This is a genomic window from Nocardia sp. NPDC003999 (genome assembly GCF_053604885.1).
Genome location: NZ_JBSGIB010000005.1, coordinates 233,398 through 247,264 on the forward strand (window position 1 = coordinate 233,398; position 13,867 = coordinate 247,264).

17 protein-coding genes are annotated in these 13,867 nt (G+C 68.1%); 5 read left to right on the forward strand and 12 right to left on the reverse strand.

The genetic code is table 11. The features are described 5' to 3' along the window. Positions 1-23: 23 nt before the first annotated feature. Positions 24-377: a RidA family protein gene (locus ACWESM_RS14030; RefSeq protein ID WP_452492186.1), complete on the reverse strand. Its 354-nt coding sequence runs from the start codon at positions 375-377 to the stop codon at positions 24-26. A gap of 176 nt (positions 378-553) precedes the next feature. Between ACWESM_RS14030 and ACWESM_RS14035 the strand changes: the two genes are divergently transcribed. Next, positions 554-1,528, forward strand: coding sequence for a helix-turn-helix transcriptional regulator (locus ACWESM_RS14035; protein ID WP_452492013.1), 975 nt, complete (start codon positions 554-556; stop codon positions 1,526-1,528). A gap of 116 nt (positions 1,529-1,644) precedes the next feature. Here the strand turns inward: ACWESM_RS14035 and ACWESM_RS14040 are convergent, their stop codons facing one another. Further along, entirely contained in the window at positions 1,645-1,770 is a 126-nt protein-coding gene (locus tag ACWESM_RS14040) for a hypothetical protein (protein ID WP_364435574.1), read from the reverse strand. Positions 1,771-1,882: 112 nt separating this feature from the next. Beyond that, complete coding sequence (locus ACWESM_RS14045; protein ID WP_364435571.1) at positions 1,883-2,356, reverse strand: hypothetical protein; 474 nt, start codon at positions 2,354-2,356, stop codon at positions 1,883-1,885. An 891-nt stretch (positions 2,357-3,247) separates the two neighbouring features. Here ACWESM_RS14045 and ACWESM_RS14050 point away from each other — a divergent pair. Further along, positions 3,248-3,703 (forward strand): hypothetical protein, encoded by a 456-nt coding sequence (locus tag ACWESM_RS14050; protein ID WP_452492016.1) that lies wholly within the window; start codon positions 3,248-3,250, stop codon positions 3,701-3,703. Next, a complete protein-coding gene (locus ACWESM_RS14055; protein WP_280475415.1) occupies positions 3,696-4,049 on the forward strand; it encodes a hypothetical protein in 354 nt (117 codons plus the stop codon). The genes ACWESM_RS14050 and ACWESM_RS14055 overlap by 8 nt, the downstream gene beginning before the upstream one ends. Positions 4,050-4,552: 503 nt before the next feature. Here the strand turns inward: ACWESM_RS14055 and ACWESM_RS14060 are convergent. The 7 genes from ACWESM_RS14060 to ACWESM_RS14090 form a co-directional block, all read right to left on the reverse strand. Beyond that, positions 4,553-5,788 (reverse strand): cytochrome P450 family protein, encoded by a 1,236-nt coding sequence (locus tag ACWESM_RS14060; protein WP_364433652.1) that lies wholly within the window; start codon positions 5,786-5,788, stop codon positions 4,553-4,555. Continuing rightward, positions 5,785-7,056: a cytochrome P450 gene (locus ACWESM_RS14065; protein WP_452492019.1), complete on the reverse strand. Its 1,272-nt coding sequence runs from the start codon at positions 7,054-7,056 to the stop codon at positions 5,785-5,787. Before ACWESM_RS14065 ends, ACWESM_RS14060 begins: the two co-directional genes overlap by 4 nt. Then, a complete protein-coding gene (locus ACWESM_RS14070; RefSeq protein WP_412806326.1) occupies positions 7,053-7,697 on the reverse strand; it encodes a GTP-binding protein in 645 nt (214 codons plus the stop codon). The genes ACWESM_RS14065 and ACWESM_RS14070 overlap by 4 nt, the downstream gene beginning before the upstream one ends. Further along, a complete protein-coding gene (locus tag ACWESM_RS14075) occupies positions 7,678-8,043 on the reverse strand; it encodes a DUF742 domain-containing protein (RefSeq protein ID WP_355076479.1) in 366 nt (121 codons plus the stop codon). Before ACWESM_RS14075 ends, ACWESM_RS14070 begins: the two co-directional genes overlap by 20 nt. Further along, positions 8,040-8,456 (reverse strand): roadblock/LC7 domain-containing protein, encoded by a 417-nt coding sequence (locus ACWESM_RS14080; protein ID WP_355076477.1) that lies wholly within the window; start codon positions 8,454-8,456, stop codon positions 8,040-8,042. Before ACWESM_RS14080 ends, ACWESM_RS14075 begins: the two co-directional genes overlap by 4 nt. After that, positions 8,453-9,835: a sensor histidine kinase gene (locus ACWESM_RS14085; RefSeq protein ID WP_452492021.1), complete on the reverse strand. Its 1,383-nt coding sequence runs from the start codon at positions 9,833-9,835 to the stop codon at positions 8,453-8,455. The genes ACWESM_RS14080 and ACWESM_RS14085 overlap by 4 nt, the downstream gene beginning before the upstream one ends. 469 nt (positions 9,836-10,304) lie before the next feature. Further along, on the reverse strand, positions 10,305-10,721 hold the full coding sequence (locus tag ACWESM_RS14090) for a hypothetical protein (RefSeq protein WP_355076474.1): 417 nt from the start codon (positions 10,719-10,721) through the stop codon (positions 10,305-10,307). Positions 10,722-10,896: 175 nt separating this feature from the next. On the opposite strand from ACWESM_RS14090, the gene ACWESM_RS14095 reads away from it, so the two are divergent. Both ACWESM_RS14095 and ACWESM_RS14100 read left to right on the forward strand, forming a co-directional pair. Further along, on the forward strand, positions 10,897-11,304 hold the full coding sequence (locus ACWESM_RS14095; RefSeq protein ID WP_355076705.1) for a TIGR03668 family PPOX class F420-dependent oxidoreductase: 408 nt from the start codon (positions 10,897-10,899) through the stop codon (positions 11,302-11,304). Between the two features lie 95 nt (positions 11,305-11,399). Continuing rightward, complete coding sequence (locus tag ACWESM_RS14100) at positions 11,400-11,831, forward strand: nitroreductase/quinone reductase family protein (protein ID WP_452492022.1); 432 nt, start codon at positions 11,400-11,402, stop codon at positions 11,829-11,831. 25 nt (positions 11,832-11,856) lie between these two features. Here the strand turns inward: ACWESM_RS14100 and ACWESM_RS14105 are convergent, their stop codons facing one another. Continuing rightward, positions 11,857-13,074 (reverse strand): MFS transporter, encoded by a 1,218-nt coding sequence (locus ACWESM_RS14105; RefSeq protein ID WP_452492024.1) that lies wholly within the window; start codon positions 13,072-13,074, stop codon positions 11,857-11,859. After that, positions 13,074-13,715, reverse strand: a complete 642-nt coding sequence (locus ACWESM_RS14110) for a GntR family transcriptional regulator (RefSeq protein WP_397279912.1) — start codon at positions 13,713-13,715, stop codon at positions 13,074-13,076. The genes ACWESM_RS14105 and ACWESM_RS14110 overlap by 1 nt, the downstream gene beginning before the upstream one ends. Positions 13,716-13,867 lie beyond the last annotated feature (152 nt).

The following is a 13,867-nucleotide window of genomic DNA, read 5'->3' on the forward strand; positions in this document are numbered from 1 at the left end:
TCAAGTGCACGCCGGAGGCGGCATCACGCGACGGCGGTTCCCTCGAACTCGACCAACTGGCCCGGTATCGCCAGCCGTGTGACCCCGAGCATCGTGGTGGTCGGTGCCACCCCGGAAGCACCCAATCTCGACGCCAGTACACCGTAGTGCTGGAAAAGCAGATCGACGTCGGTGGTGTAGACGTTGAGCCGGACGAGGTTCGCGAGAGACATGTCGGCCTCGCCCAGCACGACCTCCAGGTTGTCCAGGCTCAGCGCCAACTGCCCCGCCATGTCACCGTCATGCTGGGGCTTGCCGTCGCCGCTCATCGCGGTCTGCCCGGAGCAGTACAGGGTCCGGGTGTGGCCGCAGACGAGCTCGCCCTGGTTGAATCCCATCTCCACCGACCACGTCACCGGGTTGACTGCCGTTCGTTCGACTACCACATCAGCTCCCATTCGATTTCGAAGTACGTACGTCCTGTCGGCCCGGTAGCCGCTGTCCATGACGCCGTGGTGCTGAGCCTCCCAGCGAATCACGACATCCTGTGTCGTGTATTCGTTAGAGTTTTCGTATGCGCGCCGACCGGTTGGTCTCGCTGGTGCTACTGCTGCGCCAGCGCGGTCGGCTGACTGCGACCGAGCTGGCCGACGAGCTGGAGGTGTCGACCCGCACCGTGTTGCGCGACATCGAGGCGCTGTCCGCGGCCGGTGTCCCGGTCTACGCCGAACGCGGCCGACACGGCGGTTACGCTTTGTTACCCGGGTTTCGGACAGAGCTCACCGGGCTGAACCATGACGAGGCGCTTGCCCTGCTGATCGCCGGATCACGGCGCGGCGCGCAGGCATTCGGCCTCGGCTCGGCGCTTGCTTCGGCGATGCTCAAGGTGATCGACGCGCTACCCGAAAGCTATCGGGACACCGCGGCTGACGTGGCCGAGCGATTGCTCGTCGACCCGCAGACCGATCTGCTGTCGCGTCGGCTGATCGCTGAGGAAGTGCCCGACACCATATCGGCGGAGATCCGGCGCGCGGTGTTCGCCGGACACAAGCTGCGCATCCAGTACGCGGCCGTGGACCAAACCCCGAAGTGGCGCACGGTGGACCCGATCGGCCTGGTCATCGTTCGCGACCAGGGTTACCTGCTGGCCACGAGATCCGGCGCGGACCGCACCTACCGGCTGTCACGGGTGCTGGCTGCGAAGGAACTCTCCGAACCGGCACAGCGACCGGGCCGGGTCGATCTGGACCGGGCGTGGCAGGAACGCAGCACGCGGTTCCGGACCGGCGGCGACCGAATCGCCGTGCTGGTACGGGTGAACCCAGCCCGGCGAGAGGAACTCGTGAGCACCGCACTGGCCGTCCGCACCGAGGAAACCGACACCGACGGCTGGCTGCGGCTGGAGCTGATATTCCAAGACTCGCGACACGCCGAATGGGCGCTGTGGCAGCTCACCACAGACGTGGAAGCACTGGCCCCGCAGTCGTTGCGCACTTCCCTTCGCTACCGCGCCGCCGCGATCGCCACCTACTACGGGGAGTCATCCTGAGAGTCGTCGCCTGCTGACGTCACCCCGGTGAGTATCGCGACCTCCGCTCCCCGCAGGCCGGGCGACCGCCGCAGGCCCACTGTCGGCAGACCGGCGTCCTTCGGCGTGATCCGGCCCTACGGGTGCGGAGTCGCACAGCTGGGCGCGCCGGGACAGATGTGCGGGCCGTAGCTGAAAGCCAAGTGCCGGTTGGCCGTCGGGCGGGAGACGTCGAAGTCGTCGGCGTCCTCTTCCTTGGTCATCGGCGATGCCCAACCGCCGCTCGCCACTTCGGCGAGCGCGGCGGCGGCGCGTCGGGGCTGACGCTGTCGTGGTACATCAGGGTCTCGATGTACCCGGGACTCACCAACCGCTTCAGTATGGGACCTGCACGAAGTCCGCCAGTTCGCGGACCTCTGCCGTCAGCGTCCTCCGCTTCTCGATCATTCCTGCGAGGATGTCACGCGCAAACCGTTGTTTCACAAGCCATTCCGGCAGCTCCCGCCGGATCTGCTGAAGCACCGCGAGCGCTTCCGGGTACTGCCGCATAGCCGCGTGTGCTGCTGCAATGTCGAGCCGATGACGCTGCCACGGCCACGGCAGGGGGTACTTCGTCCCCGCCAGTTGCGCACCGATCGCCAGCGCCACTTGCGGTTTGTCGACGACCATCGCGTTCTCTGCCGCCAACATCTGCACGGTGACCGGGCCGAATGCGTGCAGCAGGCCGTCTTTGGAGTCGTGTTCACCGTGACGGATCGCCATCCCGGCTACGCGGGCGAACGCGAGCGCGTCTTCTGCCTCGCCAGGCCGGTTGTCACGTATCGCCGCTGTGGAGACACGTTGCAACATCAGTCCCCAACCGGCGAGGTCTTCCCGTGATGCCTTCGAGATCCGGCGCGGGTGTCAGTGCGACATTCGCTGAGGTCAAGCCGCTATTCCGTGGTGGTCGGTTCACAGAACTCGATTTCTATCGGCGAGTGTGCGACCTGCCTGCCGAAGTCCATCCGCCGCACCTGGGGCGCATCACGCTGCGAACGCGGATGCGTCATCACCGGCATGGGCCCGTGCGAACGGGTGTGTCAACCCCGTAGCGCCCCAGTCCACGTCGGGCGAAATCTCAAGCGCTGTCAATGCCGTTAGGGGCTGCTGTAGGGAGAGGTCACATCGTCGTCTCCCTCCCCATATGCGGGCATTTGAGGAGTGTGTAACCGACATGTCCCCCCCGCCGCCCACGCCAACTCCTCGCGCCGCAACCCCGGCACCCGTCGATGGGGCAGGCCGGGCCGCAACCCCGCCGCCTCCGGAGTGATGCGTTCGCGCCTGCTGTAGCGGGGATTCGGTGCTGGCAATGGAGAAACTCCCGATGGGTCGAGCCGCTGAAGACCGATCTGGATGAGATCACATCACTTGGGGCGCAGTTGAATACGAGGGCCGGTGAAATCGCGCAAATCAATAGCCTGCCCATATCTCACCGGCCCACTCGGACAACATTGACCTCTTCGGTGCGATCGAGGTCGATATCGACGCCGAACCAGCCCAGTGTGGACCCACCGGCTACGACCGTTGCTGGCCGCGACACCCTCTTCTGGCGACGCCACGGCCGATGGCATGTGATGTATATCCCATAATGGAACGGCGTCTGGAACGGCCACGTCCAAGTAGATGAATGAGAGGGCTTATCCCAGAAGGCAACTCAACAGTTGCTGATGTGCATGCATCGCAACACCCAAGGGGGAGACCATGAACCACACGAAACTCACCATCGTTGCCTTGATCGCAGCGACGATTCCCGCCGTCATCAGTTCCGCGCCAACAGCTTCCGCACAGCAAGTGTGGGGAGCGTGCGGTATCAAAACTCCCGAAGACAAAGTTGTCGCGAAGTACAGCAAAGCGCGGTTGACCTGCGGTAACACCGGCTATGGATTCCGGCACATCCAAACCAAGCACGGCGAGGAGTGGCAAGGGCTTGCAGCGATAGAAAACCGCAACTGGCGCGACATCGCCGACATGGCGATCAGTAAATCGTTGGATACCCCCGACCTCGCTGTCCCGCAGGGCGCCAGAACCTGTTACTCAGGGCAGATATACTTGGTCAACCACGTCAACGGGCAGATCGCGAAAACCGTCGAACCCACAGTCATCGTCGATAACGGCGTCATCGTCACTGCGTTCCCTGGAGGTAAATGTCGTGCCTAGCTCGCACCCCACCACAGCCGAACTGACGCAATCGGTGATCGCGGCAGGCCGCGAGTGGCAGGTGGAGATCTCGTCGTCGGATCAGGGCTTGCAGATCACCGGCCGTGGCGGTGAACGACTGGATGTGCCCATCGAGTTCGCGGTCACGGACGATGAACTGCGCGCCTACTACGTCGAGGTGAGCAAGTCCTCGCTCTATCCCGAAGACCAGAAATGGCAACAGTGGCAATCGCTGATGTCCACCCATTTGTTGGAAGCGCTGCACGAGCTCGACCGGCATGACGCGCACTGCGTCATCACCGTCGGCGAGACGGGGTTCACGGCGGTACCGCAACAGCTCAACTAACGCAACTACCCCGGTGCTCAACTAACGCGTCTGTCGGAAGTGGAAAACTCTTGTGGATAGGGCAGGCGAGGCACCCGCAAGCGGCGGTGATGACGCCGCCTGGTCGGGCACCCGGCGTTGTCCGTGGCGGCCCCGGACACGGACCGGAACGCACGCACGGAATAGCCGGCGACCGATAACCTTCCGTGTTCGACCGGGTCACAGCGTTGCCGGATCATCCTGGTTGAGGGTTGGCGATCGGGGTCGCACGCTGGGTTGCGCGGGCAGCAGTGCCCGCCCTTCACCTCCGCTCGTCCCAGTGTTGGGAGTGACTGCCCAAGGCGAGCATTAAGGAGTGCGTAGCAGAGATGTCACCCCGGTGAGTATTGCGACCTCTGCTCGCCGTAGGCCGGGCGACCGCCGCCGGCCCACTGTCGGCAGACCGACGTCCTTCGGCGTGATCCGGCCCTACGGGTGCGGAGTCGCACAGCTGGGCGCGCCGGTGCGAATTCGCCGGTCACGGATCAGTTCCCGAGATAGACCGGAAATGCTTCGAGGTCGTTCTGGGTGAGCACCGGCAGGTTGCGGATCTGTTCGACCGGCACGGCGAAGCGCAGGCCGGGGAAGCGGGCGAACAGGGCGGGCAGCGCGATGCCCGCTTCCATGCGGGCGAGCGCGGCGCCGGGGCAGATATGCGGGCCGTAGCCGAAAGCCAAGTGCCGGTTGGCCGTCGGGCGGGAGACGTCGAAGTCGTCGGCGTCGTCGCCGTGCACGGCGAAGTCCCGGCCGATCGCACGGTAGGACATGACCACACCCTCGCCCTTTTCGATGACGGTGTCGCCGACGGCGATGTCCTCGGTGGCGAAACGCATGAGCAGATGGGTCACCGGGCTGTCCCAGCGCAGGGTCTCCTCCACCGTGGCGTCCCAGGTGTGGTCACCGGCGTGGACGGCGCTCAACTGCTCCGGCCGCGCCAGCAGGGCGCGCACGGTGTTGAGGATGAGGCCGATCGTGGTCTCGTGCCCGGCGGCCACCAGCGCCTTCAGGTTGCCGACCACTTCCTCTTCGGTCAACGGCTCGGTGTCGTCGCCGCCGACGATGAAGGCGCTGGTCAGGTCGTCGGTCGGGTCGGCGGTCTTCTTGCGCACCAATTCGGTGAAATACAGGTCCAATTCGTCGATCACCCGCAGCCGCTCGTCCTGCGGCGTCAGCAGCGAGAAGAACGCTTTGTACCAGTCGAGCAGCATCGGATGGTCGGCGCGGTCCACGCCCATCAGCTCACTGATGACCCGCATCGGCAGCGGGTAGGCGAACACCGTCTTGAGGTCGACCGCCGCGCCGTCGCGTCCGGCCTCGGCCAGGTCGTCGAGCAGTTCGGCGGTCATCCGCTCGACCGCGGGACGCAGCGCGTCGAGCCTGCGCTTGGTCAGCGCCTGGGTGGTCTTGATCCGCAGCCTGCGGTGCTCGGGACCGTCGACGGTGAACATGGAACGGCCCGCGTCGACCATACCGATCAGCGGCCACTGCCTGGTCACCGCGCCGGACTGCCACAGCGACCAGGCGTTGATGTCCTTGACCAGCCTGGTGTCGACGAGCAGCTGCCTGGCCAGCGCGTGCCGGGTGACGGTCCAAGCGGGCACGCCGAGCAACTCGATCCGGGTGAGCGGACCCGCGGCGCGCAGCCTGCTGGTCTCTCCGCCCAGGTCGCCGACCATCGGATCGATGACAAGGGCTGCTGCGTGTGGGCATTCTCTGCTCACGGGGTACCTCCGACGGCGCGAACGGGTGTGAAGCGGACGGGCAGGGATGTCATGCCGCGCAGGAAGGCCGACGGTCGCCGGACCAGGTTCTGGGCGGGCACCGCGAGATCGAGGTCGGGCAGCCGGTCGAGCAGCACCTCGATGCCGGTGCGCGCGACGACCTCGGCGATCTCCTGCGCGGGAAACGGGCAGCGGTATTCGCCGTAGCTGAACGCGAAGTGCGCGCTGTTGCCCGAGTGCGCCGGCTCGGCGCCGTCGGAAACATGCTGGCGCACATGGGGATCGGCGTTGGCCGCGGCCAGGCCGAGCAGCAGCATGTCACCGGCCCGGATGACCTTGTCGCCGAGCCGCGTGTCGCGGGCTGCCCACCGTCCGGCGAGGATCTGGGTCGGCGTGTCCTCCCACAGCACTTCGTTCATCGCCTGTCCCACGCTGTGTCGCCCGCCGCCGAGCGCCGCGGCGAACCGGTCGTCGGTGAGCATCAGCCGCACCGAGTTCCCGATCCAGTCGGCCGTGGGCAGGTATCCGGCGGCGGTGACCGCCATCAGGTCCAGGACGTATTCCTCGTCGGAGAACGGACCGGGATGCGCCAGCATCCAGGACACCAAATCGGCGCCTCGCGCGACTTTCTTGGTCGCGAGCAACCGCCCCATGTGCTCGGCGAACTGCTGATGCGCGGCTTGGGCGTCGGCCCCGCCGTCGGCGAGCGTCTTCATCGTCCACGCCAGCCGCGGTCCGTCCGCGTCGGGGAAGCCGAGGATCCACGCCAGGGCCAGCACCGGCAGCGGTTCGGCGAAATCGGCGACCAGCTCCGCTTCGCCCCTGCCGCAGAACGCGTCGATCAGGCGGTCGGCCAGGTCCTCGCAGGTGCGGCGCAATTCGAAGGTGTCGACCGTCTCCAACGCCGGTTCCACCATCGCCACGTGCCTGCGGTGCTCCGCGCCCGCGGTGAAATAGATCGACGGCATCGGCTGCCCGACCATCGGCAGCAAGGGCCAGTCCGGCGGGATGTTCGGCCACTGGTTCCACCGCCCGACATCGCGGGGGAACAACTCGGGATCGTTGGTCACCTGATGCAATTCGCGGTAGCCGATGACCAGCCACGCGGGGACGCCGCCGGGCAGCTCCACGGCGACCACCGGTCCGTGCTCCCGGCGCATCTCGTGATAGAGCTGATGCGGGTCGGTATGGAAACGCGGTCCGCTCAACGTGACCGGTGCGGTGCGGACGGGGCAGCTGTCGGTGGAACTCGGCGCGGGCGTGGTCATGACGCGGCCTCCGGAGTCGGGAACAAGGGGCGCCGGGCCGCCGGGGACGGCGCGCGGGAATAGAGGTGCTCGACGAGGGTGATGAGGACGCCCTTGCCGGACTCGCGGGAGCGGGCGTCGCAGTCGATCACCGGCACGTACCGATCCAGGTCGAGCGCGTCGCGGACCTCGTCGGGGCGGTGGCCCTCGCCGAAGTCGTTGCAGGCGACGACGAACGGCGTCTTCTGGTGTTCCAGCCGGTCGACCGCGTACCAGGAATCCGCGATCCGGTGCGGGTCGACCAGCACGATCGCGCCGAGCGCGCCGGTGAACAGCCGATCCCAGAGGAACCGGAACCGCTGTTGTCCCGGTGCGCCGAACAGGTACAGCACGTGCTCGTCGTCGATGGTGATGCGCCCGAAGTCGAAGGCGACGGTCGTCGTCGATTTGCCCGGCGCGCCACTGGGATCGTCGATCTCCAGCCCCTCGTCGGTCATGATCGCCTCGGTATCGAGCGGCCGGATCTCGCTGACCGCGCGGACCATCGTCGTCTTGCCGACGCCGAAACCGCCGACGATGACGACCTTCAGTCCCCGCGTGGTCGCACGGTGCAGGGGCGCGTCCGCGCGGGCGGGACGCGGATCAGAGCTTGCGGAGTCCAACGAGCACCTTCTCGAGCGTCGTGGTGTCGGGCAGGCAGTGCCATGGCGAGTCGGACGGACCGGCCTGCGGAGGACGCACGGTGATCTTGCCCGCGTGCAGCAGGTCCGACAGCAGGATGGTCGCGATGCCGACCGGAATCCGCAGCTCGGCCGCGATTTCGACGACGGCGGTCGGAGCTCGGCACAGGTCGAGGATCGCCACGTGCTCGGACTGCATGCCCGGCGTCGGCGCGCACTCGCTGACCACCAGGGTGACCAGATCGAAGGTGTCGGAGTCCGGTTTGCTGCGCCCGCCGGTCAGCGTGTAGAGCCGATCGGGGTCGTCGTCGCGGCCTGGTCTGCTCACGACACGCCCGCTCCCGGGAAGCGCGGCGTGGCCGCCAAGTGTTCGCCGAGCTGTTCCACCAGCTCCCGCATATTGTGGCCGACCAGCCCGGCGTCCGCGTCCTCTGCGGCGACGACCGCGATGTGCGCGCCGAGCCCGGCTTCGACGATGAACAGGATGCCGCCGTAGAACTCCGTCATCGACTGGCGCACCCCGGGCCGGCCGTCGCCGAATTCCACCGACGCGCCGTGCGAGAGGCTCTGAATGCCCGCCGAGATGGCGGCGAGCTGGTCGGCTCCGTCCACGGTGAGTTCGGGCGTGTGGCAGATCTTCAACCCGTCGCTGGACAGCAGCAGAGCGTGCCTGGTGCGCGGTGTGCGGGTGAGCAGCTGTTCCAATAGCCAGCTCAGCTGGGCGGTCTCGGAGGTCGTCATCGTTCGTTCTCCATGGAGACGGAAGGGGCAGGGGGAGTGGTGGCGGCGCTGCCGGTCGTGGGCCCGGACACCGCGCGCTGGAACGCGCCGAGCGCGTCCGGTCGTGCCGGAGGAGGAGTCGGTGCGGCGGCCTCCGGCGCGCCGATGCCCTCGGGATGGACAGCGGCCAGGGTGCTGCCGCGACGCCGCTTGGGCAGCGCTCGGGGCGCGACGGCGGGAGCGTCCAGCGCGGGCGACGGACGCACGGCCTCCCGATCGGCGGATTCGTGGTCGAGCGGCGCGGCCGCGCGAGACCGCTCCCGCGCGACGGGCAGCGTGCCCGTGGTGGTGGACGGCTGCGGCCGTTCCGCGCGGGTGGTGAGGTCTCGCGGGATCACCACGACCACGGCGGTGCCGCCGATGGCGGAAGGCCGATAGGAGACGGTGAGCCCGTGCTTGCGCGCCAGATTGCCCACCACGGCGAGGCCGAGCCTGGTCCCGGTCAGCGAGGACAGGTCGGCTCCGGCCCCACGGGCGTCCGGCGTGCCTGCCGAGACCGCCGCCTCGGCCCGGCGCAGCGCCGACTCGCTCATGACCAATCCGCTGTCCTCGATGGTGATGATCACGCCCGCCGGAACCTCGGCGGCGTAGACGTGCACCTCGGTGGTTGGCGGGGAGAAGTTGCAGGCGTTGTCGAGCAGTTCCGCGAGCGCGTGCATGACGCCTTCCGCGGCGTGACCGGAGACCGCGATGTCGGCGATCGCGCGCAACCGGACTCGCTGATAGCCCGCCACACGTCCCATCGCGCCACGCAGAATCGATTCCATCGCAATGGGTTTGGCCCAGCGGCGGCCGGATCGCGCGCCGCTGAGCACGGCGATGCTGTCGGCGAGCCTGCCCGCCTGGGCGGTGCGGTGATCGAGCTGCAGCAGATCGGCGAGCACGGTGGGGTCGCCGTGGCGGTGCTCCATCTCGCGCAGCTCCGCGAGCATGCTGGTGGTCATCGCCTGCATGCGGCCCGCCGCGCCCGCGAAGGCCGCCATGGCCGCGGCGCGACGGCTGTCACTGCTCTTCGCGCGCGCTTCGTATTCGGCGACCGCCGCGCTCGCGGCGGTGACCTCGGCCTCCGCGCCGCTGGCGACGAGCGCTCGGTCGTCCCTGGCCCGGCCTGCGTCCCGCCGGGCGTGCCGGGCCTGCCGACGGAAGTGGACGGCCGCCGTGGTGGCGGCGCACAGGGCGACGGCGGCGGCGGTGGCGCCTGCCGCGAGTGGGATCCGGAATTCGGCGGGCGCGTAGTACACCGCCGCCGTGACGACGGCAGCGGTCGCGACAACGCAGGCCCACAATGTCGCGTACGGCGGTTTCGGATGCCGGACGGCGTCTTCGCCGGGCTCACTCACCGCCGGATTCAACAACTCTGACAAGTTCCGTACTTCCGCACTCGCGCTTGCCGCCGGGAAACGGCACAGCTGCCCCCTTCTGCGTGCCTCGGCACCCCAAATATGCAGACCGACAAGCAGTTTCGAAATATCGCGGCCCGAGCATAGCGGGGTGGGCGGTGCGGCGCCACTCGGGCGTATTTCACGGGAAAGCGGCGCGGGCGGATATTCCGCTGCCGTGTCGATGCTCGGATTACGCTGACGACGCGCCGAAAAGTGCTACACGGCGACGCGCTCGGTGCGAAATGGGGAAATTAACGTTTGCCTAGAATTCACTATCGGTATGCCGGGGCGTCCTGTGTGCGGCCGTATTACCGATGCGATATTGCAAGCTTGGATTATCGACGCGTCATGCGATCGTGTCCGCGAGTGGCGGTGTGGCCGGCCCGCCGGGCTTCCCGGGGGCCGTAGCCGAGCCGCTGTCGTTCGATCAGAGTTGTGCGGTTTGCTCGCACGGGGGCAGTCCGTCGGCCTGGCGGAGCACTTCGGCGACGGACTCCAGGTACAGCAGGGTGCGCAGCGATACGCCGTTCACGGCCTGTCCGAGGCGGCGCAGGGCCGAATTGTCCAGGTGTGCGATCACTTCGGCGTCGCAGGCCCGGTCGGGACCGGGATCGAACACGAAATAGTTGGGGTCGAGCCCGAACACGTGGGCCAGCCCGGCGCGGGTCTGCTCCGGGAGCGTGGCGACCTGACCGCGTCGAACTTTCGTCAGGTGACCTGGTTCCAGGTCGTACCCGGCTGCGGTCACCCATGTCTCGACCGTATCGTCGGCGAGCGGGCGCCCGTGCGCACGCTCCCACATCTCGAACGCTAGGTTCAGCCGGGCAGTGATATCGATTTCCACAACCGCCTCCACCTTCTGACGACATAGCCTCTTGACGGGTCACACATTGACTCGACCGTAGCGTGGTAGTAGTCGATCGCCGTGATTTCACGGCAAATGTCCGGTTGCATAGGGGGCGGAACATACTCGATCCCCGATTTCCGGGGACGGCGAGCTCGAGGAGGCGGGTGTGCGGCTGAGTTCCGAGGAGGCGCGCAAACGATTCGCGACCAGTCCGGTCGCACGGTTGGCAACGGTTTCGCCGCAACTGCGCCCGCATTTGGTGCCCATAGTCTTCGCAGTGGCGGGGGAGGTCGTCTACACCAGCGTCGACGCGAAACCGAAGACGACCACGGCGCTGCGCCGCCTGGACAATATCGCGGCCAACCCCGCGGTCGCCGTGCTCGTCGACCGGTACGGCGACGACTGGACCCAGCTGTGGTGGGCTCGCGCCGACGGTGCGGCCCGCATCGCGGACGGCGCCGAGGCGCAGGCGGCGATCGGTCACTTGACCGCGCGTTACTCCCAGTACGAACAGCAGCCGCCACCGGGCCCGGTGATAGCCATCGATGTGGCGCGGTGGTCGGGGTGGTCCGCCCGCTGAGCGAGCCGCGCCGATTCGGGTACAGTCCGATTCGTGATCTCCCGTTGCGGGGGTCGTCGAGCCGAACCACCCGTCGAGCCGATCGTGAGGATCGTATGCCCTCGAATTTCGCGCTGAAGGCCATGAATACGGCGCATCGCGTCCTACTGAAGATCAGCTTCGGGAAACTGGGCAACGACTTCTCCGGCATGCCGTCGCTCGAGCTCACCACCACCGGCCGCAAATCGGGCCGGCCGCACGCGGTGATGCTCACGGCGCCGATCGTCGACGGCGACACCTATGTCGTGGTCGCTTCGCGGGGCGGCGACCCCATCCACCCGGCGTGGTTCCTGAACCTGCGCGACAACCCGGACGTCGTCGTGTCGGTGCGCAACGGGCCGAAGGTGCCGATGACGGCACGGGTGGCCACCGGCGAGGAGCGGGCGGCGTTGTGGCCCCGGGTCACCTCCGCGCAGTCGGTCTACGCCGGTTATCAGACGAAGACCACGCGCGAGATTCCGCTCGTCCTGTTGACGCCGAAGGGTTGAGAGCGGCGCGGCGGATCGGTGACCGTCAGGCGCGATAGTCGCGCAGCACCGGGCCGAGGCATCCGGCCGCCGCGAGCGCGCCCGCACCGAACATCGCCGGATAGCCGAGACCGAACGTGTCGTGCAGGAACGAAAGCAGGGCCGGGGTGCCGAATCCCAGGTAGCTCGCGGAGTAGAACACGGCTGTCAGCCCGGCCAGATCGTCCGGGCGGGCGATGCGTTCGATCTCCTGCAGCCCGGCCACCAGACCGATGCCGTAACCGGCTCCCAGCACCACGGCGGCGGCCACCGTCGCCCACAGGGTCAACAGACCGGAAGCCGTCGCGGCGAGCGCCATCCCGATCGTGACCGCGATCAGTGCCACCGCCGCCGCCCGCGCGGTGCCGGGCCGGTCGATCCGGCGCGCGACGGACTGGACGGCGAACCCGCAGCCGAGGGCGATGACACAGATCATGGCGGAGAACGCGATCGGCGCCGCGCCGACCCGAGGCGCCATCAGCGCGGGCAGCACCGCGTAGGCCGCCGCGGCGGAGGTGAACAGCCACAACGCGGCAGGCAATGCCACCGTGCGGAAGCGCCGGTGCCCCGCCGCGGGAATGCGCAGGTCGTCGCGGAGGCTCCCCGGATTTCGCCGCCCGGAGACGGTTTCCGGGGTACGCCGGACCCACGCGGCGGCGATCAGGCACAGGCCTACGTTGATCAGATACGCCAAGGTGTTCGGCCACGGTGCCCATTGCGCGAGTACACCGGCGCAGCAAGCGCCGATGGCGAAGCCCGCGGTGAGGCTCATCGCGGAGCGGCGCGCGCCCGTGCCCGCGGGTAGCTGCGGACTATAGGGCGGTTGTGCCAGCTCTTTGAGCCAGCTGCCGCCGACCGCCATCGCCAGCCCGAGCGCGATGCCGCACAGCACCCGTCCCGCCGACAGGAGCGGCACCGAAGCGGACCCGAACGCGATCAGCAGTGAACCTGCCGCGGCGATCAGCGGCGCCGGCCGCAGCAGGGCCCGGCGGCCGTGGCGATCCGACAGCGGGCCGCCGATCAGCAACGCGGGCACGATGCCGAGCACGTAATAGAAAAGCAGCAGGTCGACGGTCGTGGCCGCCAGCCCGTCGCTCTTGTACATCACCAGCAGCGGTGTGAATTCATTTCCGCCCCAAGCGATCGCGAACATCGCGGCGGCGACGCCCGGCCATCGGCTCGAGACGACCCGGTCGCGGGGCGCGGTGACGGTGAGTGTCGCCATCACCGGCCTCGTAGTTCCAGTTGGTGCACGCCGGACAGGTGCTCGACCAGCGCGTCGGCGAACCCGTCGACGTCCGAGGACGCGACGAGGTCGGCCAGCCGCGCGTGCTGCTCGATGATCCGGGTGATGTCGACCGGGCCGCGGTGCAGGGCGACGCTGTTCATCCGGCGCTGGCGTTCCCGCAGCGAGTCGTAGAAACCCGACAGCAGCGGATTGCCACCGGCCAGGACGTAGGTGCGGTGGAAGTCGGTGTCGGCGACCGCGAATCCGTCGAGATCGCCCGCGGCGGCCAGCTCGCGCTGCCGCCGGATCGAGGAACGCAACGCCTCGACCAGCATGCCGGGGTCGTTCGCGGTGGCGCCGCGGACCGCGGCGGTCTCCACCACGTACCTGGCGTGCGCGACGTGCTCGGCCTCGTCGGGCGGGATCGGCGCCACCAGCGCGCCGCGCTTCGGGTACAGCTTCATCCACCCCTCGGTCTCCAGCCGCAGGAACGCCTCGCGCACCGGCGTGCGGGAGGTGCCCAGGTCGGCGGCGATCTCACCCTCGCTGATCAGCTCCCCGCCCGCGAGCGCGCCGGACAGGATGCGCTCCTTCACGGCGCGATAGGCCTGCTCAGCGGATGAATACGTCTTAGACACAAGTTGTATCTTATCCTCGCGTTCGCCAGGAGTTCGCGAGGGGTGGACCGACCGGCCGCGTCCTACCAAGCAGCGATCGCGGAAGGTCCGTGGCGAGCATTGGCATGGCGTACCCGGGCACTGACCGCCCGGCAGGACGCGGCGGCCCCCGC

Excerpts from the sequence above, each read along its gene's own strand:
- ACWESM_RS14030 (WP_452492186.1), bottom strand. The coding sequence starts at position 377 with ATGGGATTCAACCAGGGCGAGCTCGTCTGCGGCCACACCCGGACCCTG.
- ACWESM_RS14035 (WP_452492013.1), top strand. The coding sequence starts at position 554 with ATGCGCGCCGACCGGTTGGTCTCGCTGGTGCTACTGCTGCGCCAGCGC.
- ACWESM_RS14040 (WP_364435574.1), bottom strand. The coding sequence starts at position 1,770 with ATGACCAAGGAAGAGGACGCCGACGACTTCGACGTCTCCCGCCCGACG.
- ACWESM_RS14045 (WP_364435571.1), bottom strand. The coding sequence starts at position 2,356 with ATGTTGCAACGTGTCTCCACAGCGGCGATACGTGACAACCGGCCTGGC.
- ACWESM_RS14050 (WP_452492016.1), top strand. The coding sequence starts at position 3,248 with ATGAACCACACGAAACTCACCATCGTTGCCTTGATCGCAGCGACGATT.
- ACWESM_RS14065 (WP_452492019.1), bottom strand. The coding sequence starts at position 7,056 with ATGACCACGCCCGCGCCGAGTTCCACCGACAGCTGCCCCGTCCGCACC.
- ACWESM_RS14080 (WP_355076477.1), bottom strand. The coding sequence starts at position 8,456 with ATGACGACCTCCGAGACCGCCCAGCTGAGCTGGCTATTGGAACAGCTG.
- ACWESM_RS14100 (WP_452492022.1), top strand. The coding sequence starts at position 11,400 with ATGCCCTCGAATTTCGCGCTGAAGGCCATGAATACGGCGCATCGCGTC.
- ACWESM_RS14105 (WP_452492024.1), bottom strand. The coding sequence starts at position 13,074 with ATGGCGACACTCACCGTCACCGCGCCCCGCGACCGGGTCGTCTCGAGC.